The sequence below is a fragment of the Streptomyces netropsis genome, assembly GCF_014203545.1.
GTDB classification, from domain to species: domain Bacteria; phylum Actinomycetota; class Actinomycetes; order Streptomycetales; family Streptomycetaceae; genus Streptomyces; species Streptomyces netropsis.
Genome location: NZ_JACHJG010000013.1, coordinates 237,582 through 261,999 on the forward strand (window position 1 = coordinate 237,582; position 24,418 = coordinate 261,999).

A 24,418-nucleotide genomic window follows, 5' to 3' on the forward strand; every position below is an offset into this window, starting at 1 on the left:
GGCCGGAGGCTGAGCGCACGGCGTCCCGCGGGCCCCTGAGCGTCCGGCCGGCTTGCCCGGAACGCCGTTCACCCCCCGCACCGCTTGGCTAGGGTGCGGTGACGGATGTCCGCGAGTCCGTGCTCGATCTCGTCGGCGGCACGCCGCTGGTCCGTCTGCGCACGCCGGTGGCGAGCAGTCCGCCGCCGTCTACGCCAAGCTGGAGTACTTGAGCGTCGGTGGCAGCTCCAAGGACCGAATAGGCCTCCGCATGGTCGAGCGGGCCGAGCGGGACGGGCTGCTGCGGCCGGGCGGGACGATCGTCGAGGCCGGAGATCTGGCGGCAGACCCGGGGCCGCGTCACACACCTGGTGTCCTGCGTCGGGACCGGCAGCACGATCAGCGGTGCCGGCCGTTACCTCAAGGAGGTCGGTGGCGGTGCCGTCCAGGTGACCGGCGCCGACCCCACGTCCTCCGTGTACTCCGGCGGCGACGGCCGTCCGTACTTCACCGAAGCCGCCGGGCACTTCCGCCACGCGGAGACGGTCGAGGACCCCTGGCCGCAGTCGTACCACCAGGACGTCGTCGACCGCATCCTGCCCGTCGAGGACCGCGAAGCGATCACGACCATCCGCCGACTCGCGCGCGAACAGGGACTGCTCGTCGGTGGATCCTCCGGCACGGCGCTGTCCGCGGCCCTGCGCGTCGGCGCCGAGGCGGGTCCGGAAGCCGTGGTCGTGGTGGTCCTCCCGGACTCCGGGCGGCAGTACCTCTCGAAGTACTTCGACGACACCTGGCTGCTGCGCCTGGGCTTCCTGGACGGTGACGCCACACACGCCCGGGTCGCGGACGCGGCACCCACGGACGAGCACGCGCCACCGCTGCCGTACCTGCACACGCGGAGCACCGTGGGCGACGCCCTGGCATCCCTGCGGGCAGGGCGCGACGGCGGCGCACCGCCCGTGTTCCCGGCCGGGCCGTGCCCGGTGGGCCCCCGGCGTCGGCCCACCGCGCCCGAGCTGACGGGATCCGTGTCGCTGGAGGAACTCGAAACCGCCGTCCGGGACGGCAAGGCCGCCCCTGCCGACCCGATCGCCGGCCGACTCGGCGCACCGCTCCCCCACTTCGGCTACGGGGAACCGGCAGCGGCGGCGCTCGCCGAGCTGACAGAGCGGGGTCTGGACACAGCCGTGGTCCTCCGCGACGGCTACGCGATGGCCCTGATCGACCGGGCCGCGCTGCGGGCCGTCACGGAGTGAGCACCCCGTGCCGGCGTCCGACGGGGCGGAGGCCAGGAGCCGGCCCGTCGGCGCCTCACCGCGACTGGAGGGCGTCCAGGGCCACGACCATGCTCAGGGCGAGCCGGCGATCGAGGTCCGCGTCCTGGATCCGCACGGCGTAGCGGTCCTTGAACCCCATCTTCCGCTCCACCGACATCACCGGCTGCCCGTCCCGGGCGAAGTCGAAGTGGTACACGAAGGGCACCGGGACCGGTATCGGCAGCACCGCGTCGGCTATCTCCACGGCCCGGCGCGCCAGAGCGATGCCGACACTGCGCTCGGCGCCCTTGACCGACGGCTCCTCACCCTGCGTCAGGTGCCAGGTGGACCGGAGCAGGGAGGCCTTGGCGTCCTTGCGGAAGGTGCCTATGGGCTCGCCTTCCGCCCCGCTCACCTCGTAAGTGGCCCCGAGGTCGATGACTTTCCGGGCCTTGAAACGGCAGAGCACCACAGAGCGGTCCTCGCCCGTCCAGAGCGTGACCTCCTCCTTGAGCGCCACCCTCTTCTGCTCCGCGAACGCGACGACGGCACTGCCGTCGCGGGTGGTGATCACATACCGATTCACCAGTGCGGTGATCTTCTGTGTCATGACGAACTCACTCAATTGCTGCATACGGGGGACAGTAACCTCCCCGCCGGACGGCCCGTGACACGCACTCAGGGGGTGTCGGGATAGAGCCAGCGGCGGAACAGCTCACTGAGGCGGGGCATGACCAGGTAGGTCAACGTCGGGGACAGGACGAGCGGGAGAACGGCGGCGCGCAGGGGAATCGGCCAGGACAGGAGGTTCGGCGCCACCAGCCAGGTGTACGCGAGGACGAAGGGGTACACGGCCAGGAGCGTCGTGCACGCCATCTTCCAACGGGCGGGCGGCCGGGCGACCCCGCCGGGCACGGTGAACCAGGACTCCATCCCGGTGGTCGTGAGGTGGGGGTGCTCCGGACGCGCGATGCCCGTGAGCCGGTCGTGCCACTGTGCGCGCTCGGGGGATTCCATCCACCGTTCCAGGCTCGCGGTGTCCTGGAACCGTACGACCGTGTGGAAGCGGTTGCCGCCGCTCTCCGGGCGCAGCCAGGTGACGCCCAGTTCTCCCGGGAAGGTGCGGGCCACCCGCTGGATGCCGTGCGCCCATTCCTCGAAGTCGCCTTCCCTGCCCGGTTCCACCAGCCAGGTGTAGACGACGTTGACCTGGTCGTCACCACTGCTGTGTGTTCCCCGTGCCGGTTCGGTCATGAGGACACGATAGGTGCCGTTATGTCACATACACCTCTTGTGCACTGACTGCCCCGGCATATTCCCCTGCGCGAGGCACGCGAGACTCCGCACGCGCACGATGCGCCACACCTTCCCCAGTCATAGTTGTTCTATTACTATGCAAACAACTGGAGGTGTTGTCATGCCGCAAACCCGGCACCTGCCCGTCAACGCGCGTCGCGCCCTGGTCGCCGTCGCGCCACCCCTACTGGCCGCCGTCGTCGTCCTCTCCGTCTTCCTCTCCCTGCGCGACCGCTTACCCGGGCGGATGGCCACGCACATAGGCCCCGGCGGGGAGGCCGACGGCTTCTCGGGGCAAGGGGCCTTTCTCGCCGTCGCGCTGGCCGTCCTGCTCGGTGACGCGGTGCTCTTCGGTGGGCTCACCCACTGGATACGCACAACCCCCGGCGTTCAGCGGGTGATCGCCGTCACCGGCGGCGCCGCCGCCGTGCTGACCGGGTGGCTGGTCGTCGCCGTGCTGCTGGCCAACGCCGATGCCGACAACGCCGCGTCCGTCACGCTGCCCGGTCTCCAGGCCGTGCTCGCCTTCGGGGCCGCGGCGGCCTACGCGACGGTGGGGTGGTTCGCCTGCGGGCGGGTCGAGGAGAGCGAAACCGTCGCCGGCCCCTCGGTCGGCACCGCCCTCCTCCCTCTCGGCGATGCCGAGACCGCCTCCTGGTCCCGCGTCACCGGATCCCGCGTCCTTCCCCTCACCGGCATGCTCGTTCTGACCGCCGGCCTCGTCGTCGGGATCACCACCGGGTGGCTGCCCGCCGTGCCCCTGCTGGTCACCGGGGTTCCCCTCGCCCTGCTGACCGGGGCCCGCATCACCGCAGACCGGCGCGGGATCACCGTCACTCCCACGCTCGCCCCCTGGCCTCGCCTCAATGTCCCACTGGAGCGCATCGCCGAAGCGGGCCACCGCCCCGTCAACCCCGTCCGCGATTTCGGCGGGTGGGGCTACCGGGCGCGGCCCGGCGCCAGTGGCATCGTGCTGCGCTCCGGTGACGCCCTCTCCGCTCGGCTGACGACAGGCAGCGAGTTCGTCGTCACCGTCGACGACGCCGCGACCGCCGCGGCGCTGCTCAACGCTCTGGCCGACCGTGAACGCCGCAGTCCCGCCGGGGGGTGACCCTACCCCTTCCGCCTCGATCACTCCCGTGTGGGCACCGAGGCCCGACGGAACCTGAACTTCCGTACATCGACGGGCAATTCCCGGCATCAAGAACACATAAGAAACCCTCGACGACCGGTGACCTTACTTCCGGGTAATGGAAAAGTTCCCCGTCGAAGATCACGTGTCCCGCGGCAGCGACCACTCCACCGCCGCGGGACCGGAACACCCACCATCGAGGGGGAACACTCATGAAGATGAACCGGCGCACCGCCGGGATCGTCGGCGGCCTGACGGCCGCGGCGGTCTGCTTCACCGGCGTCACGGCCGCCGCGTCGCCGAGCGCGGACCACGCGAAGACCGTCAAGTCCGCGCCCGCCAAGCCGGGCCCGAACGCCACCCAGGACGGCAAGGCCGTCTTCAACGGCCTGTTCTTCGGCCAGGGCAAGGTCGGCGCGGAGCTCGCCAAGAGCCCGATGTTCAGCGGGATGCACCAGGAGCTCGCCAAGGCCGACGCCAAGGACTCCGCGCGCGTCGCGCAGGCGGTCAACGAGGCCATCGAGGCCAAGTACCCAGGCTTCTTCGCCGCCTTCGCCAAGAAGGTCCGCAGCGGTGACCCGCGCAAGGTCGAGTCCGCCATCAACGACGCGCAGTCCAAGCTGCTGTCGACAGCCAAGACCACGAACGGCAAGAACTCCGCGCAGCTGGCCCAGAACGGCCAGATGTGCGGCACGCTCGTCGCCGTCGCCGGTGCGGTCGTGCACATCGCCGCGGCCGTGACGGCCGCGGCCGCCGCGGTCACCGTGACCGTCGCGGTCGGCGCCAACTTCGTCAAGGCCAAGAACTGGTTCTGGAGCGCGCCGCCCAAGGGCGACGACACCGCTCTCGGCCACGACGAAGCCGTCGCCAACGTGACGAAGATCCTCAAGACCGCCTGATCCAGGCGCGGTCGCACAGCACCTCCCGTGGGCCGGGCCACGCCGGCGTGGCCCGGCCCACACCCAGACCACCCACGACCGGGATGACGACGTGACACGCCCCCAAGGGACCTCAGGGTTCCGCCACTTCCTCCGCCGAACCATGCAAGGGACCTCGCCGCGCCGCGTCCAGGTATCCGGACGTTCGGTGCTCGCCGTCGTCGCCGTCTGGGGCGTGGCGGTCCTTTACGTGGCTCAGGTCCACGTGCCCAAGAACGTGCTGTCCCTGCCCGGCCAGAAGCAGGCCCGGTCCACCGTCGCCAACGTCGCCCCGCAGGGCTGGGCGTTCTTCACCAAGTCCCCCAGGGACGTGGAGGTCCTGCCCTACGGGCGGACCGCGGACGGCACCTGGACCTCCCTGGCCCTCACCCCGCACTCCAGCCCGCACAACGCCTTCGGCCTCGACCGCGCGTCCCGCTCCCAGGGCATCGAGATCTCCCTCCTGCTCAACCTGGCGGAGAAGAAGGACTGGAAGGAATGCGAGGAGGGGCTCGCCGACTGCCTGGCAGGCGCCCGGGCCGCCCGGAAGGTCGAGAACCCCTCGCCCGAGCCGACGGTCTGCGGCCGCGTCGCGCTCGTCCAGGAGAAGCCCGTCCCCTGGGCCTGGCGCGATCTCGTCGATGAACGCACGACACCCGAGCGCTTCCTCACCCTGGACGTCACATGCTGACCCGCACCCGCAGCATCCCGCTGCCCTGGGGCAACGCCTACGGGCTCGCCCGCACCCTGCTCGCCCTCGGCACGGCCGGCACCCTGGCCTTCAGCAGCACGGCCACCCTCTTCCGCCCCGTGGTGACCATCGGCGAATACCCCTTGTGCCAGGGCATGACGGCAGGCGGCGCCTTCTGCCTCGTACCGCGGGGGCAGTTCGACCTGCTGCGGTGGCTGTCCGTCGCCGTCCTGCTGGTCGTCGCATCCGGCTGGCGGCCACGGATCACCGCGCTGCCGCACGCCTACATCAGCTTCAGTGTCTTCTCCGGCATCGCCATCGGAGACGGCGGCGACCAGATCACCTGGATCCTGTGCCTGCTCCTGGCACTGATCGCACTCGGCGACGGACGCCGCTGGCACTGGCAGACAACCGAAGACTCCACCGCCGGCGAGCCCACGACCCGTGTCACCCGCGGCCGGGCCCTGCTCGGCACCAGCGCATGGACCATCGCCCGCCTCCAGATGGCCTTCCTCTACTTCCAGGCGAGCGTGGCCAAACTCCCGCACACCGAATGGGCCGACGGCAGCGCCATGTACTACTGGGCGAACAACTCCTCGTTCGGCTTCCCCGAGTGGCTGCGCCCCCTGACCGACCCGGTCGTCTACTCCCCCGTCGGCGTCGCCGCCCTGACCTGGCTGCCCGTCGCCCTCGAACTCGCCCTGGCCGCCGCCCTGCTGATGCCGCAGCGCAGGCGATGGGTGCTGCTGCCGCTCGGCATCGCGTTCCACCTGGGCATCGCCGTGTTGATGGGCCTGTGGAGCTTCGCCTTCGCCATGTGGGCGGGACTCTTCCTCCTCCTGACCCCCATCGGGCACAGCTTCCCGCTCCCCACCTCCGTCCGCACGCGAAAGAGGGCGACGGCGAACGCATCCGCACCGACCAAGGACAACGCACCCGCGACCCCGGAACCCGCCGTGCCCGCCTCACCCAGGCCGCTGGTCCCGTAGCCCTCGACCGGCTCCCCGCGCCTCGGGGGCGCGCACGCCCGGGCGCGGGACGCGAGGACACGCCGCGACGCAGGGAACCTCTTGCGAGGGTGCCCGTCAGGGCCGGCCGGAGGGGGCGGTTGCTCCTGGCGCCCCGGGCGGGAGGGGCTCGATGCCGGTCACGTGGCGGATCCGGGACGGCTCGACCAGCACGATGACACGCTGCTCGCCCGGGATCCCCCATTCGAATTGCTCGGTGCCCACGTAGGTGCGGGCCAGCCGGTCCATGTTCCGGTCCGCTTCCGGGCCTTCCACGAAGCGGACGGCGATGCCGCGGATCTGCACGCGGTCGTAGGGATCCGTCGGGTCGGCGTGGGACAGACACACCCGCGGTTCGCGGCGCAGGTTGCGTTCCTTGATCCGGCCGATGGCGGTGTTGAACATCAGCAGGTCTCCGTCGAGCCCCACCCACATGGGGCTGACGTGCGGTGACCCGTCAGGATTGACCGTGGCGACGTACCAGATGTGCGGCGCTTCGATCCTGCTTCGTATGTCGCGCGGTATCGCCATCATGAGGCAGTACTGCCCGGCCCGACGCGAGCGATGCGCGAACGCGCAGTCCATCCTGACGTGCGCACCGACGTCACCACACTGCGTGGCCTTCTGCGACCGGGGGCGAGGGGATGCCGAGCAATTGGCACGGCTGTAGATCAATGCCGTCCTCAATGCCCCGTGCGCCTTTGCCAGGCCGCACCGGCGCCGGCTCCGGGGCGGCCATCCGAGGGGCGGACCATGCGTCCGCGCGTGCGGTGGGGGTCAGCCGACGTTGACGGTGGACTTCTCGATGTGGCCATAGGCGGCCTGGAGGCCGTCCACGCCCAGGTAGTGCATACCGGCGAAGCCGATGGGGGTGTCCGCGAGGACGGGAAGCCAGTTCTTGAGGTCGTCGTTGCTGTAGAGCATCGCGCAGAACTCGCCCTGGTAGAAGAGCATGTGGATGTCGTCGCCGGGCTTGGCGGTGCTGCCGGAACCCGGGCGGCGCCCCCGCCGCCTGCTCCGCCTTTACTGGCGGCGACCACAGCGAGTCCACCCCGCCCCGAAAAACCCGAAAGCCCGCCTCCGCATCTCTGCGAAAACGGGCTCCGACCTGCGAAAACGCTGGTCGGGACGACAGGATTTGAACCTGCGACCCCTTGACCCCCAGTCAAGTGCGCTACCAAGCTGCGCCACGTCCCGATGCTCAACCGGCCCGGGCTTTCGCCCTCGCCGACCGCGCATGAGAACAATACCGCACTTCAGCCGGTGGTCGCGCACGGCTTTCGCGAGCCTCTGACCTCGGATGGAGACGGATCCGGAGATCGATCCGGAGACGGATCCGGGGCCCGGCCGGAGCATGATCGGGACCGGCGGCCCACGGAGATGAGTAGCCGTACTCATGCGCTCGGGGTCAGGGCGCGGACACGCTACGCGCATGAGCACTCCATCGATACAGCGGCCGACGACCACGGCCTTCTTCGTGCAGGCCGCGCTCTCGTTCGGGTTGTCCCTGGTCGCGCTGGCCGTGGGGATCGCGAAGCTGCCCGTGGGGGCGTGGGAGCGGGCGTTCCTGGGGCTGGGGCTGATCTTCGTGGTCTCGTCCGCGTTCACGCTGGCCAAATGCGTGCGGGACCGGCAGGAGGTCGAGGAGGTGACCAACCGCGTGGACAAGGCGCGGATCGACAAGCTGCTCATCGAGCAGGACGTCTTCAAAGCCGGGGGGATCTGAGAAGCCGAGGGCCGACAGGCCGCGCACTCAGCCGGCCCCTCACCCCACCCCACACCCCACCCCTCACCCCTCCCCCTCCGCCACCGCCTCCCCCGCCCCGCCGTGCGCGTCGACGACCGAGCGGGGCGCGGTCCGGCGCCAGGCGTCGAGGAGGATCGCGCGCAGCTCCGTGGTGTCCTCGATCGCGGCGAGGCGCACCCGCAGCCAGTCGTAGTTGTCGTCGTGGCCGGGGCGGACGAAGAACTTCGCCGGCTCCGTCGCGATCAGCTCCGCCCGCTCCTCGCGCGGACACTTCACGCCCAGCGACGCGTCGTCGTCCGCCAGCGCAGCGAAGATCTTTCCGGACTTGCCGCTCTTCCCGGCCGCCCCGCCCACCCGGAACGTGGGCATCCCCCAGGCGAGCTTCTCCGCCGTCTCCGGCAGGGAGAGCGCGATCGTGCGTACGTCCTCGGCAGTGACCATGATCGCCCGTCTCTCTCCGACGGCAGGACCACCGGCGCGGGCCCGACCCCGCCGGCCCGTCCGGTGCGGATACGAACGACCGTAGCCCCCGGCACCGGCACCCGCACCGGCGGCAGCGCCGGAGCGAGCTCGGGGGCCGCGCGGTGTTGACCTTGGACCGGTGTGGCGTGCAAGTATCAAGCCTCTCGTTTTCAGCTCCCGCACCGCGCAACTCCCCCGCACCAGGAGGACAGTTGGACACCACCGGCCCGGCGGACGCTACCCCTTCCGCCCTCTCCCGGCGCAGATTCCTGCAGGCCACCGCTGGCACCGCCGCCGTGGCCGGCGCGGCCGCCGCGCTCCCTGTGGACGCGGTGGCCGCGGTGCCCGGTCTCGCTTCCGGTGAGGCCGCCACGCGCAAGGTCACGTTCTCCTTCACCGCCGCCACGAACGGTTCGGCGTCGCTCTCGCCCGCCGGTGACCGGCTGGTCGCCGAGGTGCAGAACGTCCTGTGGTCCATTCCCCGCGCGGGTGGGGAGGCCGTCGCCATCACCCCGGCCGACCTCGAGCCCACGCGCCCGGTGCACTCCCCGGACGGCAAGCACCTCGCGGTCTGCGCCTACCGGGGCGGCGGCTTCCATCTGTGGACCTGCCGCACCGACGGCTCCGGGCTCCGGCAGCTCACGGACGGGCCCTGGGACGACCGCGGGCCGTCCTGGTCGCCGGACGGCACCCGGATCGCCTTCGCCTCCGAGCGCGACGGGGACCCGGTGGCGGGCAGCCCGTACCGCGTGTGGGTGATCGACGTCCGTACCGGTGCGCTCACCCGGGTCACCGGGCTGCCCGGGCAGGAGGGGCCGGCGCAGGACGGGGCCTGGGAGGACTTCGACCCCGTCTGGTCCCCGGACGGGTCCCGGCTGCTCTTCGTCCGCGCCAAGGTCGCCGGGGCGGCGCTGGAGGCCCGGACGGTCGCCTCCGTGCCGTCGGACGGGCAGGGGCCGGTACGGGTCGAGCACGTCGAGAGCGCCGCGGCGCAGGTGATGACGCCGGCGGTGTCACCGGCCGGGAAGCTGGCCTATCTGCGGACGACGGCCGCGCCCACCGCCTCCTGCGTGCTCGTCGTGGACGGGGCCGTGGTGGCGGTGGACGGGGACGTGGAGCCGGTTCCGCCGCGGTGGGTGTCGCGCGACGAGCTGCTGCTGACGGTGAGCGGTCAGTTCCGGATCGTCCGCCCCGCGCGGCCCGGAGCGAACCGCGAGGCCGACACCGCCGACACCATCGCCTTCACCGCTCCTCTGCCCGTCGACCGCCCCCGCTACCGCGGCAAGCGGTACGACTTCGAGGGCGGCGTCGTGCGCCGGGTGCGGGCGGTGCACCTGCCGGCGCTGTCGCCGGACGCCCGGCAGGTGGTGTTCGCCGCGCTCAACTCGCTCTGGGTGGCCGACGTCTCCGGCGGCCGGGCGCCGCGTCGCGTGGTGCGGACGGACCCCACGCGCTATCTGCTGGCCCCGACCTGGACCCACGACGGGCGGGCGCTGGTCTATACCGACGACCGCGGCGGGCTGCCGGCGGTGCGCCGCCACGACCTCGCCTCCGGCAAGGAGACCGTGCTGGCCGACGGCGGGCGCGCGTATCCGGCGCTCTCGCCGGACGGCAAGCGGCTGGCCTGCCTGGACCTCTCCGGCAACCTCCTCGTGCGGGACCTCGCCGCCGGTACGGAGCGGGTGCTGGCGGCCCCCATGGGCGGCGGCGGGCTGCCCGGGCGGCCCAGCTGGGCGCCCGACGGCCGCCATGTCGCGTTCTGCGACCGCAACCGCCTCAACCAGCGATTCCGTGAGGGCTACAACCTGATCCGGGTCGTCGACACCACCACCGGCGCCGCCCGGCTGCACCCCGTCGCCCCGCACACCTCGATCGCCGACCGCTACGACTCGGGCCCCGTCTGGTCGCCCGACGGCCGCCTGATGGCGGTGATCGTCGAATCCGCGCTGTGGCTGCTGCCCGTACGGCCCGACGGGACCCCCGACGGCGAGGCCCGCCGGATCACCGACGAGGCCGCCGACCACCCCTCGTGGTCCGCGGACTCGCGCAAGCTGCTCTACCTCTCGGCCGGGCGGCTGCGGCTGCTCGACGTCACGGGCGGCAAGGCGAACGGCCCGGCGCGCACCGTTCCCGTCCCGCTCGACTACCGCCGTCTCACGCCCGCCGACACCGTCGTGCGGGCCGGGAAGTTCTGGGACGGCACGGGCAAGGCCGTCCGCGAGGACGTCGACATCGTCGTGCGGGGCGGGCGCATCGCCGCCGTCGAGCCGCACCGGGCGCGGCGGGCGGCGCTGCGGACCGTCGACGCGTCGCGGCGGACCGTGATCCCGGGGCTGTGGGACACCCACACGCACCCCTACCAGAACACCTACGGCGGCCGGCAGACGGCGCTGCAGCTGGCCTACGGGATCACCACCGCGGTCTCCTTCGGCGGCTTCGCCTACGAGCAGGCGCGGATCCGGGAGGCCGTCGCGGCGGGCGAGCTCGCCGGGCCGCGGCTGCTGGCCACCGGTGAGCTGCTGGACGGGGCCCGGGTGGCGTACAGCATGGGGCGCGCGCACCGCACCGAGGAGGGGTTGCGCCGGTCGCTGACCCGTGCCGCCGCCCTGGACTGGGACTTCGTCAAGACGTATGTCAGGGCGCCGGGTTGGGTGATGGAGGAGGCGGCGCGGTTCGCGCACGAGCGGCTCGGCGTCCGGGCCGGCAGCCATCTGTGCTCGCCGGGCGTCCAGCTCGGGCAGGACCTGACGACGCACCTCCAGGCCACGCAGCGGCTGGAGTTCGGGCACGCCACGACCGCGGCCGGGCAGGCCTACCAGGACCTGACGGAGATCTATACCGCCACGGACTTCCACCTGGTCGCCACGATGTTCACGTCCGTTCCCCTGCTGGGCGACGACCCGGACCTGGCGCAGGACCCCCGGGTCACCCGGCTGATGCCGCCGTGGGACCTCGCGGTCGTCCGGCAGACGGCGGCGGCGCGGCCGACCGCCGACCAGCTGGCGACGCTGGAGCGGGAGATCGGGGTCTACCGGCGGGTGCTGGCCGGTGGCGGGATCGTGGCGCTCGGCACGGACGCCCCGCTGGTGCCGGTCGGGCTGTCCCTGCATCTGGGGCTGCGGGCCCTGCACCGCTTCGGGCTGTCGGCGGCCCAGGCGCTGAGCACCGCGACGGTGCTGCCCGCGCGGGCGCTCGGCGCGGAGCGGGATCTGGGCACCCTGGAGGTCGGCAAGTTCGCCGACGCGACGGTGATCGACGGTGATCCGTTCACGGACTTCGACTCGCTCGTCCGCACGGAGTCGGTGCTGCGGGGCGGGGTGCCGTTCGAGCAGGCGCGGCTGGTCGGTGCGTACGAGCCGGCGGGGGTCCCGGCCCCGCGCGCGGGGGTCCGGCAGGAGGACTGGCTCGCGGTGGGGCGGCAGTTGCGCCGCGATTCCTGCTGCGACATGGACACGCTCTGACCGATGGCTGCCCGCGCACCCTCGGCGGAGGGTGCGCGGGTCCGCCGGCTACTCGTTGATCTCGTACGAGTCGCCGTAGACCTTCCACTTCAGCGGCGGCTTGAGGTCGAAGTTGCCGTTGTTGAGGAAGACGCGCTGCGCGGTGTCGACGCGGCTGGTGTCGCTGTGCGCCTCCTCGCTCTGCATGGCCTTCTTGCGGGCGTCGAGGAAGGCGCCCAGGTAGGTCTTCTCGTCGCCGCCCTGCGCCGGGGGCTTGGCCTTGGCCAGTGCGGCCTTGCGGATGCCGCCGAAGCTGTCCTTGCTGCTGCCGGGGCCGTGCATGACGATCGCGTCGTAGTAGGCGAACTGGCCGAGTGCGCGCAGGCCGTCGGCCTTGGCCTGCTTGACCGCGGGGTCGAAGTAGACGCGGTCGCGCTCGGATTCCTGCGCGTCCTGGAAGGCCTTGTGCTGGGCGGCCTTCTTCCAGGCGTCCTCGAAGGGCTTGCCGAGGCCCGCGTGCGAGTCGCTGCCGTTGACCTTGCGCAGCGCGGGGAGGTACTTGGCCAGCGGGTTGTCGGGCTTCTGCTTGGTGTAGCGCTCGACGAGGTCGAGCATGTCGCCGGTGCCGGAACAGAAGCCGATGATGCCGGCGGTGTAGCCGCGGCCGTCGCCTATGTCCTCGATGTAGGTGAACTGGGCGCGCCAGTCGAGCGAGGAGTTCTCCGCGCTCGACACCAGCCGCATGGCGATGTCCTTCTTGTACGGGTCGTTCAGGTCGGTGCCCGCCGCCAGGGTGTGGGAGGTGGCCCGGGGGGCGGGGGCGGTGGAGGTCGCGGTGGCGGACGCCTGGTCCACCCCGGTGAGCATCAGGGCGGTGGGGATCGCGGCGGCCAGACCCACGAGGGCGAGTCGGCCGGACACAGGGATCCTCTTCGAGGTGCGCGCGGGCATGCGGAGCTCCGTTCCCGATCGGCTGTTAGGAAGCTTTCCTAACCATCGGCGCCATTGAAGCGGCCCTTCCGCTCACGCCACAAGAGGCCCGTACGCATCCTGGTGAGAAACCGCCACCTGCCCGGCCGCCGCCAACAGGCTTGCTACGCCTGCAGAATGACCTCGGCGTCGTCCTCGACACCGTTCGCCGCGCCGTCCCCGATGTCGGCCCAGCCGCCGGCCGGCCGTACCGCGACCGTGCGCCACCACGGGTCCACCCGCGGCCCGGCGGCGGGCTCGAACGGCTGCCCGGGACGGGGGGTGGCCACCGTCGCACCGGCACGGTGCGCCGCGGCGAGCGTCCCCTCTGCGGGCTCCTCCCAGGGGTGCGGTGCGAGGTTGAAGGTCCCCCAGTGGATCGGCAGCATGAACCCGTGGGGCACGCCGCCCTGCAGGTCGAGATGGGCGCGCATGCCCTCCTCGGGGGTCATGTGGATGTCCGGCCAGAATTCGCTGTACGCGCCGATCTGCACCATCGTGACGTCGAAGGGCCCGTACTGGGCGCCGATGTCCGCGAAGCCCGGGAAGTAACCGGTGTCACCGCTGTGGAAGATCCGGTGTTCGGGGCCGGTGACCACCCAGGAGGCCCACAGGGTGTGCTGGGTGTTGCGCAGCCCCCGGCCGCAGAAGTGTCGGGCGGGGGTGGCGGTGAGCGTGAGGCCCTCGACGACCTGGGTCGACTCGTGCCAGTCGAGCTCGGTCACCCGGTCGGCGGACACCCCCCAGTGCTCGAGGTGGGCGCCGACTCCGAGCGGCACGACGAAGCGCGTGCCGGCCCGGGCCAGGGCCTTGACCGTCGGCAGGTCCAGGTGATCGTAGTGGTCGTGGGAGATGATCACCGCGTCGACCGGCCCGACCTCGGCCAGCGGCACCGGCACCGGGTGCAGGCGCTTGGGCCCCACGAAGTCGAACGGCGAGCAGCGCTCGCCCCACACCGGGTCGAACAGCAGTCGGCGGCCGTCGATCTCGGCGAGGACGCTGGAGTGGCCCATCCAGGTGATGCGCAGCCCGGAGGCGGCGGGGTCCGCGAGGTCGGCGATGGTCGTGGGGTGCACGGGCACCGGCCCGGCGGGGGCTCTGCGGACGCGCTCGTCCCTGCGGAAGTAGGTGGGCAGGAACTTCAGCATGGAGCCGGACGGGGTCCGGTCGGCCGCCACCGGATTGACGAACCGGCCGTCGGCGAAGTGCGGCGACCGCCGGATGCGCGCCATCCGCTCCCCGGACGGATCCGCCCCGAAGGCGGCCGGGCGCAGAGAGTCGAGCGGTGAGCTGTGCGGTCGGGAGCCGGTCACGGCACCTCCAAGACGATGGGGGCGCCCCCGTGCCGTGCGGGCCACGGGGGAGGGCAGGTCACCCCATTATCTGCCCGAGCGGCCGGAGCACACGGTGATCCATCCCACGCGCCGGGCCGCTGAGCTGCGCGTACACCTGGACGTCACCGCCCGGGCCCACCCCCGTTGACTTATGGGCCCGGACGGCGGCGTCCGTACCGGGAACCCACTGTGCAGGCTCGGCGCCCGGCGCGCACGTCAATTTTCCGGCGCGCGCCCGCTCCGGAGGGCGTTCACAGCCCGCTGACGCGCAGGGTGATGTTGAGCCGGCCGGTCAGGCCCAGGCCGGGCGGCGCGGTGCCCGGCCTGGTGCGGGGGACGCCGTGGTAGGCGAGCCTGGAAGGGCCGCCGAAGACGAAGAGATCACCGCTGCGCAGTTCGACGTCGGTCCAGGGCCGGGTCCGGCCGCCCGGGTGCCCGAACCGGAAGACGCAGGTGTCCCCGAGGCTGAGCGAGACGACCGGCGCGTCGGACTTCTCGTCGGCGTCCCGGTGCAGGCCCATGTGCGAGCCCGCCGCGTAGAAGTTCACGAGCGCGATGTCGTACTCCGGTGCCGCCGCCTGCCGTCCGTAGGCGCGCGCCACCGCCGCCCGGGCCAGCTCGCCGAGCCGGCCCGGGAAGGGTTTGACGGGTGAGCCGTCGCCGTCGACGACGGTGCGGGCGTAGCCGTAGGGGAACCAGTGCCAGCCCAGGCAGAACGACCGCACGGACATCTCACCGCCGCTCGGCATCCGCACGGTCCGCAGGCCCGCCGGGGGCTTCGCCCACTGCCGGCAGTCGGCCAGCAGGCGGCGCTGCGCGGCGTCGTCGAGCCAGCCGGGGATGTGCACGGCGCCCGGGGCGATCTCGGCGGCGGGGCGGGGGAACAGCTCGTCGTGCATGTCCCCCAGCGTAGGCCGGGGTCCGTGGCGGTCCGGGAAAGTCTTTTCCCGTCTTCCCCGCCCGGATGTCACGAACGCGCACGTCCCGTCCGTCGTACGGGCAGAGGCGACCGCGGCAGCGGCCGCCACCGGACGACACCGCAGCGACCACCGGAGGTACCCGCCATGGCCCGCATCCCCCTCGACCCGCCCCGCACCCCGCTGATCCGCGTGCTGGAGTGGTATTCGAAGCGCGCTTACGGGAAGGTCCTCGAACCGCTGATGGCCTACGCCCACCACCGTCGGGTGCTGATCGGCACGTCCCGCTTCGAGCTGTCGGTGGCCCGCTGGAAGAAGCTCGACCCGGGGCTGAAGGCCCTCGCGGTGATGACGTCGGCGTCGGCCATCGGCTGCTCGTGGTGCGTGGACTTCGGCTACTGGGAGAACCGCAGGCACGGAATGCCGCACGAGAAGCTGCACGACGTGCCCAGGTGGCGGGAGAGCGAGGTCTACACCCCGCTGGAGCGGGACGTCATGGAGTACGCCGAGGCGATGACCGCGACCCCGCCGACGGTCGAGGACGACCTGGTCGACCGGCTGCGGCAGCGCCTCGGCGACGAGCGGCTGGTCGAGCTGACCGCGATGGTCGCGGTCGAGAACCTCCGCTCGCGCGTCAACGCGGCCCTCGGGCTGAGCAGCCAGGGCTTCAAGGACAGCTGTGACGTCCCGGCGGGGGCGTCCCGCTAGGCCTTGCGCCCGACTCCCCCGTAGAAGATGGTGTTGCTCAGTTCCTCGGCGCCCGGCACCGGCCCGTCCGGGCGCCACAGCGGTACCCGGACCAGTCCGGGGTCGAGGAGGGTGAACCCGCCGAAGAGCGGTGCGATCTCAGTGCGCCCGCGCAGGTTCAAGGTGGCGGTGGCGTTCTTGTAGACGTCGAGGACGCCGTCCCGGGCCACCTCGTCCGTGCGGCCCGCCTCGTACGCCTCGTAGGGTTCGCCGGTGGCGTGGGAGAGCACGAGGCAGCTGCCGGACGGCAGCGCCTCGGCGAAGGCGGCGACGATGCCCGCCGGGTCCTCCTCGTCCTTGACGAAGTGCAGGACGGCGACGAGCAGCAGGGCCACCGGGCGGTCGAAGTCGATGAGTCCGCGGACCACCGGGTCGGCGAGGATCGCCCCGGGGTCGCGGACGTCGCCGAGGGCGAATCCGGCGCCGCCCGCGTTCGTCAGCTTCGCCCCGGCATGGGTGGCGACGATCGGGTCGTTGTCGACGTAGGCCACCTTGACGTCGGGCGCCACCTCCCGGGCCACCTCGTGGGTGTTGGGCGAGGTGGGTATGCCCGTGCCGACGTCGATGATCTGGCGGATGCCGCCGCCCACCACCTCGCGCACGGCCCGGCGCAGGAAGGCGCGGTTCGCGCGGGCGGAGAGACGGACCTGGGGGTGGGCCTCGATGACGCGCTCGGCGGCCTGCCGGTCGACCTCGTAGTTGTCCCAGCCGTCGAGGTAGTAGTCGTACATCCGGGCCGGGTGCGGCCGGCTGGTGTCGATCTGGTCGGCCGTGAATCCCTGCTCGCTCACGCGGTTGTTCCCTTCGGTACGCATGACCTTCGGTGCCGGTTGTGCCGGTGCCGCCCCGCCGTGTTCGCCGGCGGGGCCGCTTCACTCGCCGCTGACGCTCGGTCCGGCGAGCAGGAAGTCGGCCTCGCCGGCCTTCGCGCCGCGGATGAACGTCTCCATCTCGTGGTGCGTGTAGATCAGAGCGGGGCCCGCCGGGTCGGTGGACTGGCGGACGGCCACCCGGCCGTCACCCAGGCGCATGACCTCGACGCAGCTGCCTCCGTTGCCGCCGCTCCACGGCTTGCTCCAGCCCTCGGTGCCGAGGTCGGTGGCCCGCATGCCGTTGTAGATGCGATCCATGGTTCAGATCTCCTTACGAATGCCACCCAGGAAGGCCTCGGTGGTCTGTGCCGGCGCGGCTTGCGCGCACATCCGGTCCAGCGCCTCCAGGAAGGCCGAGACATCGTCACGCTGGTCGAAGTAGGAGGCCCCGACGAGGTTTTCCGCGTACGCGATGTCCGGTAGCTCGGGGAGCGGGAACCGGAAGATATGGAACGGTCCGTACATCGCCGGGTGCGGTCCGGCGGCGAACGGCATGATCTGCAGTCGTACGTTGGGCAGTGCGGTCGCCTCGACGAGGTGGGCGATCTGCTCGCGCATCACACCGGGCCCGCCGATCGGCCGGCGCAGCACCGTCTCGTCCATCACCACCCACAGCAGCGGCGCCCGGTCCCGGCTGAGCAGGCTCTGGCGCTCGCGGCGGACGGCCACCGCCCGGTCGATGTCGGCGTCGGGCGCGTGGGGCATTCCGGCGCGGAGCACGGCGCGGGCGTACTGTTCCGTCTGCAACAGGCCGGGGACGTAGTGCGGTTCGTAGGCGCGGATGAGGTTGGCCTCTCCCTCCAGAGAGACGAACGCGCTGAACCACTCCGGCAGGACGTCACGGAAGCGGTGCCACCAGCCGGGGCGGTTGGCTTCCCGGGCGAGGGTGAGGAAGCCCTCGACCTCCGCCGGGTCGGTGACGCCGTAGACCCCCAGCAGCTTCTCCACGTACGGAATCTTCAGGCCGACCTCGGCCTTTTCCATTCTCCGGACGGTGGCGTGCGTGACGTCGAGGGCGCGGCCCGCCTCCTCGAAGGAGAGCCCGGCCTTCTCTCTGAGATCCTGCAGCCGCTTGCCGAGCACGACTCGCAGGACAGTCGGGGCGCCTACACCGCGCGCGTCCGCCACTGTCCACCCCCTCCAACTGCTGTCATATGCCAGCAGTGTGCCACGCGACCTGTGGAGCCGACAGACTGTCCTTACGATTCTGCAATTTACAGATTGAACCTTGCCACACCCAACGCGTATCGCACATAGTTGCGGAGTGGTCCCCTCCCATGACGCCCCCCCGTTCGGGCGCTGCGGCAGTTCCATCGCCGAGCGTCTGCAAGACGCCTTTCATTTCCCGGCCCTCAACACCTCGGTGGCGGAGGCGCGAAGACGAGTCCTCGCGCGGCTGCGGGAGTGGGGCATCGACGAAGTGGCGTGCGACGACGCCCAATTGGTGGTGTCGGAGCTCTTCACCAACGCCGTACGGCACACCGACAGCGACAAGGTCAGCTGTCAACTGCGGATCAGCGGCGCACGGCTGCGCATAGAGATCGCCGACCAGGGGCACACCCCCACCGAGCCCCGGGCGCGGTGCAGCGGCGCGGACGAGGAGAGCGGACGCGGTCTGCTGCTGGTCGGCGCGGTGTCCGAGGCCTGGGGGGTGCGGCCCGACGACAGCGGCCGTGGCCGTGTCGTCTGGGCCGACCTGTCGCACCGCCGGATCCTCCACTGAGCCGTACGGACCTGTCTTTCCGTACGAGCCCCTCACCGAGGACCGGGCTGCGGGTGCGGTGGTTACAGCGGCAGCAAGTCCGGCCGCTTGGCCTCCACATGGTCCCCCGAGGACTCCCCGCGCAGCCGTCGGCCGATCCATGGCACGAGGTGCTCGCGCGCCCAGTGGATGTTGTCCCGGCGCACCTCGGCGGGCGAGCGGTGTCCCTCTTCCGGCCAGGCCTGGTCGGGATCGGCCGGCACCTGGAGCCCGAGGACCTGGGCGGCCCGCAGCGCGACGCGCGTGTGCCCGTCCGCCGAGAGGTGCAGCCGGTCGTCGCTCCACGCCCGCCGGTCCTGGACCGAGCGCAGCGACCACAGGTCGAGGACCGGGCAGTCGTGCCGGTCGGCGATGGCCCGCACGTGCGCGGTGTACGTCGCGATCTTGCCCCGCAGATGGCGCAGGACGGGAACGCCGCGGGTGTCGAAGCCGGTGCACAGCAGGACCGTGCCGACGGAACCCGCGAGCTCGACGACGGCCGCCTCGTAGCGCTCGGCCACGTCGTCGGGGTCGCTGCCCGGCCGCAGGATGTCGTTGCCCCCGGCGCAGAAGGTGACGAGGTCCGGCGCCAGCTCCTTCGCCCGGGGGATCTGTTCTTCGACGATCTGGTCGAGAAGTCTGCCGCGGACCGCGAGGTTGGCGTATCTGAAGGAGTGTTCCGCCTGCTGGTCCGAGAGGAGTACGGCCAGTCGGTCGGCCCAGCCGATGAAGGTGTCGTCCGGCCCAGGGTCGCCGACGCCTTCGGTGAAGCTGTCCCCGACGGCTGCGTACGACCCGATCGCGCCCTTGCTGAATGATTCCGAATCGTCTGCCACGTCAGCACATCTTTCACCTCGCTGAGTGACTTACGCCACCGTAACCAAGGGTTGACGTGCCGTGATGTATCCCACCCCGACAAAGTCGGCCAAGGCGGAATACGGCGTCACGGCTCCCGTACGGGCCGATCCCACCGTGAATAGGGTGTCGTAAGGTCGTTGGGCCGCTTCGTCGACGAGCAGCGTCGACAGCCGGACCAGAGGAGAGCGCCCGTGACGCAGACGCCGCAGATCCCGTCGACCGAGCCGGAGCTGGCGGGGGTGCGCAACTTCCGTGATCTCGGCGGTCTGCCGGCCGCCGACGGGCGGCGGGTCCGACCCGGCGTCCTCTTCCGCAGCGGCCACCTCGCCCACGCGACCGAGGACGACGCACGCTTCCTCGACTCGCTGGGGCTGCACACGATCTTCGACTTCCGCAACGCCGCCGACATCGCGCTGGAGGGCGAGGACGTCGCCCTCACCGGGGTGCGGAACGTGAACATCCCGCTGACCGACCCGGCGGACGGCACCGAGTTCTGGCGGATGGTCCGCGACGGCGACCTGGATCTGCTGCGGTCGATCCTGTCCGAGGGCCGGGCCGCCGGCCGGATGTCCGCCACGTACCGCGAGATCATCACCACCCGCACCGAGGACCACAGCCGGGTGGTGCACGCCCTCGCCGAGGACAGCGTCCCCGCGCTCATGCACTGTGCCGCCGGCAAGGACCGGGCGGGGCTGTCCATCGCGGTGACCCTGCTCGCGCTCGGCGCCTCGCGCGAGGCCATCGAGGCGGACTACCTGGAGTCGAACGCGCCGCACCGCCGTTACCGGGTGCGAAGGGGCGAGGGCGCGCCCGGCGGTACGTCCCCCGAGGTCATGGAGCTGCTCTCGCCGCTGTTCGAGGCCCGGGCCGAGTACCTGGCCGCCGCGTTCACGGCCATCGAGGAGACATGGGGGACGACCGAGCGCTATCTCGCCGAGGGCCTCGGGCTCACGGCGGGTACGCGCGAGCGGCTGCGGGAGCGGCTGCTCACCGACTGACCCCGCTCCCGGCTGCGGGGGGGCTCCCCCGCAGCCGTCAGCGGCCCGCGACCGCCTGTTTGACCAGGGTCCGCCCGAACTCCCACATCAGCCCGCCGCCACCGTGGGCGTCGTCCATGACGGCCGTGAAGGCGTCCAGGAACCGGTCCACCTCCCGCTCGCCGATGATCAGCGGCGGGATCAGCTTGATGACCTCCAGGCGGTCACCGGAGACCTGGGTGAGGACGCGGTGCCGCTGGAGCAGCGGCGCCACCACCATCTGCGCGAACAGCCCCTTCCGCGCGGCCTGGAGCATCGTCCAACGGCTCCGCAGTCCGAGCGACTTGGGCCGGCCGAACTCGATGCCGATCATCAGGCCGCGCCCACGCACCTCGTGCAGCAGCTCGTACTTCTCGACGAGCGCCGCCAGCCGGGTCCGTAGCAGGTCACCGGTCTGCCGGGCGTTGGCCACGACCTGTTCGTCCTCCATCACGGCGAGCACCGCGAGCCCGGCCGCCATGGCCTGCGCGTTGGACCCGAAGCTCGCCGAGTGGACCAGCACCCGGTCCATGGAGGAGTAGACCTTCTTGAAGATCCAGTCCTTGCCGAGGGTCGCGCCGACCGGCACATAGCCGCCGGAGAGCGCCTTGGCCACGCACACCAGGTCCGGTTCGAGCCCCGTCTCGTGCTGGTAGGCGAAGAACTCGCCGGTGCGCCCCATGCCGGTCTGCACCTCGTCGGCGATCAGCAGCGCCTTGTGCCGGCGCAGCAGGTCCTGTGCGGTCCGCAGGAATCCGGCCGGCGGTTCGAGGACGCCCTTGCCCTGGATGGGCTCGACCACGAAGCCGGCCACGTCGCCGCGCTCCAGCTCCCGCTCCAGGGCGTCGAGGTCGCCGAGCGGGATCGCCGTGTCCGGCAGCAGGGGGGCGAAGCCGTCGCGGAAGCCGCCCTCGCCGTTGACGGACAGGGAGCCGACGGTCAGCCCGTGGAAGGCGTGCGCGCAGTACAGGATCCTGGGCCTGCCGGTGGCGTAGCGGGCGAACTTCAGGGCCGTCTCGACGGCCTCGGTGCCGCTGTTGCCGAAGAACACCCGGTCCAGGTGCGGTGCGTACGACAGCAGCTTCTCGGCGAGGAGGCCGGGCAGCGGCTGGCAGTCGAAGCGGGTGAGGTCGGCGAGGGAGGCGTCGAGGACGTCGTGCAGCGCCTTGCGTACGACGGGGTGGTGCCGGCCGAGGCCCATCACCCCGAAGCCCGCGAGCATGTCGAGGTAGTCCTGCCCGTCCGCGTCCCAGAAGTACGCGCCCTCGGCCCGTTCGTAGATCTTGTCGAAGCCGATGGTGTGCAGCATGCGCGGGAGCTGGTGGTTGAGGTACCGGGCGTGCAGGTCGTACCGCTCGCCGCCGCGCTCCGCCAGGAGCCGGGCGAGGTCGAAGTCGCGTGTCTCGTCCGTCATGCGTCCTTCTCCTCCGTGACCGGGGCGGCCGCCCGGCGGACCAGCGCGGCGCTGATCCGGCCGGCGATCTCGGCGGGGGTGAGACCCAGGTCCGCCAACACCTCGCCGCGCTTGGCGTGCGGCAGGAACTGCTCGGGGATGCCGAAGGTCCGCACGGGCAGGTCGACGTCGGCGTCGCGCAGCGTCTGCGCGATCGCCGAGCCGACGCCGCCGGTGCGGCTGTTGTCCTCGACGACGGCGACGACACGGTGTCGCGCGGCGAGCGCGGGCAGCGCCGCGTCGACCGGCTTGACCCAGCGGGGGTCGACGACGGTGCAGGCGGTACCGCGCGCGGCGAGCAGATCGGCGGCGTCGAGGGCGACGCGTGCCATGGCGCCGACCGCGACCAGCAGTACATCGGGGTGGGTGGTCTCGGGGGCGCTCAGCACGTCCATGCCACCGACCCGGGCCACGGAGGGGAGGGTGGGACCCACGGTCTCCTTGGGGAACCGCACGACGGTCGGGGCGTCATGGACGTCGACGGCCTCGCGCAGCTGGGCGCGGAGCTGGTCGGCGTCGCGCGGGGCGGCGATCCGCAGCCCGGGGACGACCTGGAGGACCGACATGTCCCACATGCCGTTGTGACTGGGCCCGTCGGTGCCGGTGACCCCGGCCCGGTCCAGCACGAACGTCACCCCGCACTGGTGCAGGGCCACGTCCATGAGCACTTGGTCGAAGGCCCGGTTGAGGAAGGTGGCGTACACCGCGAAGACCGGGTGCAGCCCGCCCGTCGCCAGCCCGGCCGCCGAGGTCGCCGCGTGCTGCTCGGCGATGCCCACGTCCCAGACGCGGTCGGGGTAGGCGGCCGCGAACTTCGTCAGCCCCACGGGGTGCAGCATCGCCGCGGTGATCGCCACCACGTCCGGCCGCTCGGCCCCGATCCGCAGCATCTCGTCGCCGAACACCGAGGTCCAGGACCGGCCGCCGGCCGGCACCAGCGGCTCGCAGGTCAGCGGGTTCATCACGCCGACGGTGTGGAAACGGTCCGCCTCGTCCTCCAGGGCGGGCCGGTAGCCACGCCCCTTCTCGGTGCGGCAGTGCACGAGCACGGGACCGTGGAAGCGCTTCGCCCGGCGCAGCGCCTCCTCGACGGCCCCGATGTCGTGTCCGTCTATCGGGCCGAGGTACTTGAGGCCGAGGTCCTCGAACATGCCCTGTGGCGCGAAGGCGTCCTTGAAGCCCTTCTTCGCACCGTGCAGCGATTCGTAGAGCGGGGTGCCGAGCAGCGGCAGCCGCTGGACGACGTCCTTGCCCCAGGACAGGGCCCGTTCGTAGCCGTCGGTGGTGCGGAGCCCGGCGAGGTGGTGGGCGAGGCCGCCGATGGTCGGCGCGTAGGAGCGCTCGTTGTCGTTGACGACGATGATCAGCGGGCGGTCCTTGGCCGCGGCGATGTTGTTCAGCGCCTCCCAGGCCATGCCGCCGGTCAGCGCGCCGTCACCGATGACGGCGACGACGTGGCGGTTCCAGTGCCCGAGCACCTGGTTGGCCTTGGCGAGCCCGTCGGCCCAGCCGAGCGCGGTGGAGGCGTGGCTGTTCTCGATGACGTCGTGCTCGGACTCCTCACGCGAGGGGTAGCCGGAGAGGCCGCCCTTGCCGCGTAGCTTGGAGAAGTCCTGCCGCCCGGTGAGCAGCTTGTGCACATAGGCCTGGTGCCCGGTGTCCCACAGGATGCGGTCGGCGGGCGAGTCGAAGGCGCGGTGCAGGGCTATGGAGAGCTCCACCACGCCGAGGTTCGGCCCCAGGTGGCCGCCGGTCCTGGCGACCGCGTGGATCAGGAAGTGCCGGATCTCCTCGGCCAGTTCGGTCAGGTCCTCCGCGTCGAGCGCCTTCAGATCGCGCGGACCACGGATGTTCTCCAACAACGACACGCAGGCCCCTCCTCGTCCTTCGCTCTCGTCTTGATGCTCGCCGGTCAGCCGACGGTGACGTCAGGGGTCCCGGAGGCGATGCCGTCCTTCTCCATCTGCTCGGCGAGCTTCAGTGCTTCCTCGATGAGGGTCTCCACGATCTTCGACTCCGGAACGGTCTTGATGACCTCGCCCTTCACGAAGATCTGCCCCTTGCCGTTACCCGACGCCACCCCGAGATCCGCCTCACGCGCCTCACCCGGACCGTTCACCACACAACCCATCACCGCGACCCGCAGCGGCACCTCCATGCCCTCCAGGCCCGCGGTGACCTCCTCCGCCAGCTTGTACACATCCACCTGTGCACGGCCGCAGGACGGACAGGAAACGATCTCCAGCCGCCGCTGACGCAGATTGAGGGACTCCAGGATCTGCATGCCGACCTTGATCTCCTCCGCCGGCGGCGCCGACAGCGAAACCCGGATCGTGTCACCGATCCCCTCCGACAACAGCGCACCGAACGCGACCGCGGACTTGATCGTGCCCTGGAACGCCGGACCCGCCTCCGTCACACCCAGGTGCAACGGGTAGTCGCACTGCGCGGCCAGCTGCCGGTAAGCGTTGACCATCACCACCGGGTCGTTGTGCTTCACCGAGATCTTGATGTCCCGGAAACCGTGCTCCTCGAACAGCGACGCTTCCCAGAGAGCGGACTCGACCAGGGCCTCGGGGGT

25 protein-coding genes and 1 tRNA gene are annotated in these 24,418 nt (G+C 71.6%); 10 read left to right on the plus strand and 16 right to left on the minus strand.

Going from position 1 to position 24,418, the window contains the following annotated elements; genetic code table 11:
• The first annotated feature begins 314 nt into the window (after positions 1-314).
• Positions 315-1,238, plus strand: a complete 924-nt coding sequence (locus FHS38_RS27570; protein WP_268246257.1) for a pyridoxal-phosphate dependent enzyme — start codon at positions 315-317, stop codon at positions 1,236-1,238.
• Between the two features lie 55 nt (positions 1,239-1,293).
• Here the strand turns inward: FHS38_RS27570 and FHS38_RS27575 are convergent, their stop codons facing one another.
• Entirely contained in the window at positions 1,294-1,872 is a 579-nt protein-coding gene (locus FHS38_RS27575; protein WP_184738017.1) for an LURP-one-related family protein, read from the minus strand.
• A 44-nt stretch (positions 1,873-1,916) separates the two neighbouring features.
• The gene (locus FHS38_RS27580) at positions 1,917-2,492 is read right to left on the minus strand and encodes an antibiotic biosynthesis monooxygenase (protein ID WP_184738019.1); all 576 of its coding nucleotides are present in this window, start codon (positions 2,490-2,492) and stop codon (positions 1,917-1,919) included.
• A 163-nt stretch (positions 2,493-2,655) separates the two neighbouring features.
• Between FHS38_RS27580 and FHS38_RS27585 the strand changes: the two genes are divergently transcribed.
• From FHS38_RS27585 to FHS38_RS27600, 4 genes are all read left to right on the plus strand, one after another.
• Positions 2,656-3,645 carry an SdpI family protein gene (locus tag FHS38_RS27585; protein ID WP_184738021.1) on the plus strand — a complete coding sequence of 330 codons (990 nt, stop codon included), beginning with the start codon at positions 2,656-2,658 and terminating at the stop codon, positions 3,643-3,645.
• Between the two features lie 233 nt (positions 3,646-3,878).
• Positions 3,879-4,565: a sporulation delaying protein family toxin gene (locus tag FHS38_RS27590; RefSeq protein ID WP_221495395.1), complete on the plus strand. Its 687-nt coding sequence runs from the start codon at positions 3,879-3,881 to the stop codon at positions 4,563-4,565.
• Positions 4,566-4,707: 142 nt separating this feature from the next.
• A complete protein-coding gene (locus FHS38_RS27595; protein WP_184738025.1) occupies positions 4,708-5,274 on the plus strand; it encodes an SdpA family antimicrobial peptide system protein in 567 nt (188 codons plus the stop codon).
• The gene (locus FHS38_RS27600; protein WP_184738027.1) at positions 5,268-6,263 is read left to right on the plus strand and encodes a sporulation-delaying protein SdpB family protein; all 996 of its coding nucleotides are present in this window, start codon (positions 5,268-5,270) and stop codon (positions 6,261-6,263) included. The genes FHS38_RS27595 and FHS38_RS27600 overlap by 7 nt, the downstream gene beginning before the upstream one ends.
• A gap of 96 nt (positions 6,264-6,359) precedes the next feature.
• Here FHS38_RS27600 and FHS38_RS27605 read toward each other — a convergent pair whose 3' ends face one another.
• The 3 genes from FHS38_RS27605 to FHS38_RS27615 form a co-directional block, all read right to left on the minus strand.
• A complete protein-coding gene (locus FHS38_RS27605) occupies positions 6,360-6,815 on the minus strand; it encodes a PPOX class F420-dependent oxidoreductase (RefSeq protein WP_184738029.1) in 456 nt (151 codons plus the stop codon).
• Positions 6,816-7,058: 243 nt separating this feature from the next.
• The gene (locus FHS38_RS27610; protein ID WP_229822943.1) at positions 7,059-7,235 is read right to left on the minus strand and encodes a hypothetical protein; all 177 of its coding nucleotides are present in this window, start codon (positions 7,233-7,235) and stop codon (positions 7,059-7,061) included.
• Between the two features lie 166 nt (positions 7,236-7,401).
• Positions 7,402-7,478: transfer RNA gene (locus FHS38_RS27615), tRNA-Pro, on the minus strand.
• A 235-nt stretch (positions 7,479-7,713) separates the two neighbouring features.
• Between FHS38_RS27615 and FHS38_RS27620 the strand changes: the two genes are divergently transcribed.
• On the plus strand, positions 7,714-8,007 hold the full coding sequence (locus FHS38_RS27620; RefSeq protein WP_184738031.1) for a YiaA/YiaB family inner membrane protein: 294 nt from the start codon (positions 7,714-7,716) through the stop codon (positions 8,005-8,007).
• A 63-nt stretch (positions 8,008-8,070) separates the two neighbouring features.
• On the opposite strand, the gene FHS38_RS27625 is transcribed toward FHS38_RS27620, so the two are convergent.
• On the minus strand, positions 8,071-8,469 hold the full coding sequence (locus FHS38_RS27625; RefSeq protein ID WP_184738033.1) for an MmcQ/YjbR family DNA-binding protein: 399 nt from the start codon (positions 8,467-8,469) through the stop codon (positions 8,071-8,073).
• A gap of 233 nt (positions 8,470-8,702) precedes the next feature.
• Here FHS38_RS27625 and FHS38_RS27630 point away from each other — a divergent pair, with 233 nt between their 5' ends.
• Positions 8,703-11,951, plus strand: a complete 3,249-nt coding sequence (locus tag FHS38_RS27630; protein ID WP_184738034.1) for an amidohydrolase family protein — start codon at positions 8,703-8,705, stop codon at positions 11,949-11,951.
• A 48-nt stretch (positions 11,952-11,999) separates the two neighbouring features.
• On the opposite strand, the gene FHS38_RS27635 is transcribed toward FHS38_RS27630, so the two are convergent.
• The 3 genes from FHS38_RS27635 to FHS38_RS27645 all read right to left on the minus strand — a co-directional run bounded on the left by FHS38_RS27635 (position 12,000) and on the right by FHS38_RS27645 (position 15,132).
• Positions 12,000-12,881, minus strand: coding sequence for a chitosanase (locus tag FHS38_RS27635; protein WP_184738036.1), 882 nt, complete (start codon positions 12,879-12,881; stop codon positions 12,000-12,002).
• A gap of 143 nt (positions 12,882-13,024) precedes the next feature.
• Positions 13,025-14,212, minus strand: a complete 1,188-nt coding sequence (locus FHS38_RS27640) for an MBL fold metallo-hydrolase (protein ID WP_184738038.1) — start codon at positions 14,210-14,212, stop codon at positions 13,025-13,027.
• Positions 14,213-14,484: 272 nt separating this feature from the next.
• Entirely contained in the window at positions 14,485-15,132 is a 648-nt protein-coding gene (locus FHS38_RS27645) for an alpha-ketoglutarate-dependent dioxygenase AlkB family protein (protein ID WP_184738040.1), read from the minus strand.
• A gap of 165 nt (positions 15,133-15,297) precedes the next feature.
• Here FHS38_RS27645 and FHS38_RS27650 point away from each other — a divergent pair, with 165 nt between their 5' ends.
• Positions 15,298-15,858, plus strand: a complete 561-nt coding sequence (locus FHS38_RS27650; RefSeq protein ID WP_184738041.1) for a carboxymuconolactone decarboxylase family protein — start codon at positions 15,298-15,300, stop codon at positions 15,856-15,858.
• On the opposite strand, the gene FHS38_RS27655 is transcribed toward FHS38_RS27650, so the two are convergent.
• The 3 genes from FHS38_RS27655 to FHS38_RS27665 are packed head-to-tail and all read right to left on the minus strand — an operon-like array spanning position 15,855 to position 17,897.
• Complete coding sequence (locus tag FHS38_RS27655) at positions 15,855-16,712, minus strand: SAM-dependent methyltransferase (protein WP_184738043.1); 858 nt, start codon at positions 16,710-16,712, stop codon at positions 15,855-15,857. The two genes, FHS38_RS27650 and FHS38_RS27655, sit on opposite strands and share 4 nt — an antisense overlap.
• A gap of 57 nt (positions 16,713-16,769) precedes the next feature.
• On the minus strand, positions 16,770-17,027 hold the full coding sequence (locus FHS38_RS27660; RefSeq protein WP_130881367.1) for a DUF397 domain-containing protein: 258 nt from the start codon (positions 17,025-17,027) through the stop codon (positions 16,770-16,772).
• Positions 17,028-17,030: 3 nt separating this feature from the next.
• Positions 17,031-17,897 carry a Sco1979 family transcriptional regulator gene (locus tag FHS38_RS27665; protein WP_184738045.1) on the minus strand — a complete coding sequence of 289 codons (867 nt, stop codon included), beginning with the start codon at positions 17,895-17,897 and terminating at the stop codon, positions 17,031-17,033.
• A gap of 136 nt (positions 17,898-18,033) precedes the next feature.
• Between FHS38_RS27665 and FHS38_RS27670 the strand changes: the two genes are divergently transcribed.
• Positions 18,034-18,492 carry an ATP-binding protein gene (locus tag FHS38_RS27670; RefSeq protein WP_229822942.1) on the plus strand — a complete coding sequence of 153 codons (459 nt, stop codon included), beginning with the start codon at positions 18,034-18,036 and terminating at the stop codon, positions 18,490-18,492.
• Positions 18,493-18,554: 62 nt separating this feature from the next.
• Here the strand turns inward: FHS38_RS27670 and FHS38_RS27675 are convergent, their stop codons facing one another.
• Positions 18,555-19,346, minus strand: coding sequence for an SGNH/GDSL hydrolase family protein (locus FHS38_RS27675; RefSeq protein ID WP_184738047.1), 792 nt, complete (start codon positions 19,344-19,346; stop codon positions 18,555-18,557).
• A 213-nt stretch (positions 19,347-19,559) separates the two neighbouring features.
• Here FHS38_RS27675 and FHS38_RS27680 point away from each other — a divergent pair, with 213 nt between their 5' ends.
• Positions 19,560-20,366, plus strand: a complete 807-nt coding sequence (locus FHS38_RS27680; RefSeq protein ID WP_184738049.1) for a tyrosine-protein phosphatase — start codon at positions 19,560-19,562, stop codon at positions 20,364-20,366.
• A gap of 37 nt (positions 20,367-20,403) precedes the next feature.
• Here FHS38_RS27680 and FHS38_RS27685 read toward each other — a convergent pair whose 3' ends face one another.
• The 3 genes from FHS38_RS27685 to FHS38_RS27695 form a co-directional block, all read right to left on the minus strand.
• Entirely contained in the window at positions 20,404-21,798 is a 1,395-nt protein-coding gene (locus FHS38_RS27685; RefSeq protein WP_184738051.1) for an aspartate aminotransferase family protein, read from the minus strand.
• Entirely contained in the window at positions 21,795-23,705 is a 1,911-nt protein-coding gene (dxs, locus tag FHS38_RS27690) for a 1-deoxy-D-xylulose-5-phosphate synthase (RefSeq protein ID WP_184738053.1), read from the minus strand. Before dxs ends, FHS38_RS27685 begins: the two co-directional genes overlap by 4 nt.
• 44 nt (positions 23,706-23,749) lie before the next feature.
• The coding region (locus FHS38_RS27695) for a flavodoxin-dependent (E)-4-hydroxy-3-methylbut-2-enyl-diphosphate synthase (protein WP_184738056.1) at positions 23,750-24,418 on the minus strand (669 nt) is incomplete at its 5' end.

What these genes read in the sequence shown, in the direction of transcription:
- FHS38_RS27660 (WP_130881367.1), bottom strand. Translation starts at nt 17,027, where the DNA reads ATGGATCGCATCTACAACGGCATGCGGGCCACCGACCTCGGCACCGAG.
- FHS38_RS27645 (WP_184738040.1), bottom strand. Translation starts at nt 15,132, where the DNA reads ATGCACGACGAGCTGTTCCCCCGCCCCGCCGCCGAGATCGCCCCGGGC.
- FHS38_RS27655 (WP_184738043.1), bottom strand. Translation starts at nt 16,712, where the DNA reads ATGCGTACCGAAGGGAACAACCGCGTGAGCGAGCAGGGATTCACGGCC.
- FHS38_RS27595 (WP_184738025.1), top strand. Translation starts at nt 4,708, where the DNA reads ATGCAAGGGACCTCGCCGCGCCGCGTCCAGGTATCCGGACGTTCGGTG.
- FHS38_RS27625 (WP_184738033.1), bottom strand. Translation starts at nt 8,469, where the DNA reads ATGGTCACTGCCGAGGACGTACGCACGATCGCGCTCTCCCTGCCGGAG.
- FHS38_RS27620 (WP_184738031.1), top strand. Translation starts at nt 7,714, where the DNA reads ATGAGCACTCCATCGATACAGCGGCCGACGACCACGGCCTTCTTCGTG.
- FHS38_RS27610 (WP_229822943.1), bottom strand. Translation starts at nt 7,235, where the DNA reads ATGCTCTTCTACCAGGGCGAGTTCTGCGCGATGCTCTACAGCAACGAC.
- FHS38_RS27605 (WP_184738029.1), bottom strand. Translation starts at nt 6,815, where the DNA reads ATGATGGCGATACCGCGCGACATACGAAGCAGGATCGAAGCGCCGCAC.
- FHS38_RS27600 (WP_184738027.1), top strand. Translation starts at nt 5,268, where the DNA reads ATGCTGACCCGCACCCGCAGCATCCCGCTGCCCTGGGGCAACGCCTAC.
- FHS38_RS27685 (WP_184738051.1), bottom strand. Translation starts at nt 21,798, where the DNA reads ATGACGGACGAGACACGCGACTTCGACCTCGCCCGGCTCCTGGCGGAG.
- FHS38_RS27580 (WP_184738019.1), bottom strand. Translation starts at nt 2,492, where the DNA reads ATGACCGAACCGGCACGGGGAACACACAGCAGTGGTGACGACCAGGTC.
- FHS38_RS27635 (WP_184738036.1), bottom strand. Translation starts at nt 12,881, where the DNA reads ATGCCCGCGCGCACCTCGAAGAGGATCCCTGTGTCCGGCCGACTCGCC.
- FHS38_RS27585 (WP_184738021.1), top strand. Translation starts at nt 2,656, where the DNA reads ATGCCGCAAACCCGGCACCTGCCCGTCAACGCGCGTCGCGCCCTGGTC.
- FHS38_RS27650 (WP_184738041.1), top strand. Translation starts at nt 15,298, where the DNA reads ATGGCCCGCATCCCCCTCGACCCGCCCCGCACCCCGCTGATCCGCGTG.
- FHS38_RS27575 (WP_184738017.1), bottom strand. Translation starts at nt 1,872, where the DNA reads ATGCAGCAATTGAGTGAGTTCGTCATGACACAGAAGATCACCGCACTG.
- FHS38_RS27590 (WP_221495395.1), top strand. Translation starts at nt 3,879, where the DNA reads ATGAAGATGAACCGGCGCACCGCCGGGATCGTCGGCGGCCTGACGGCC.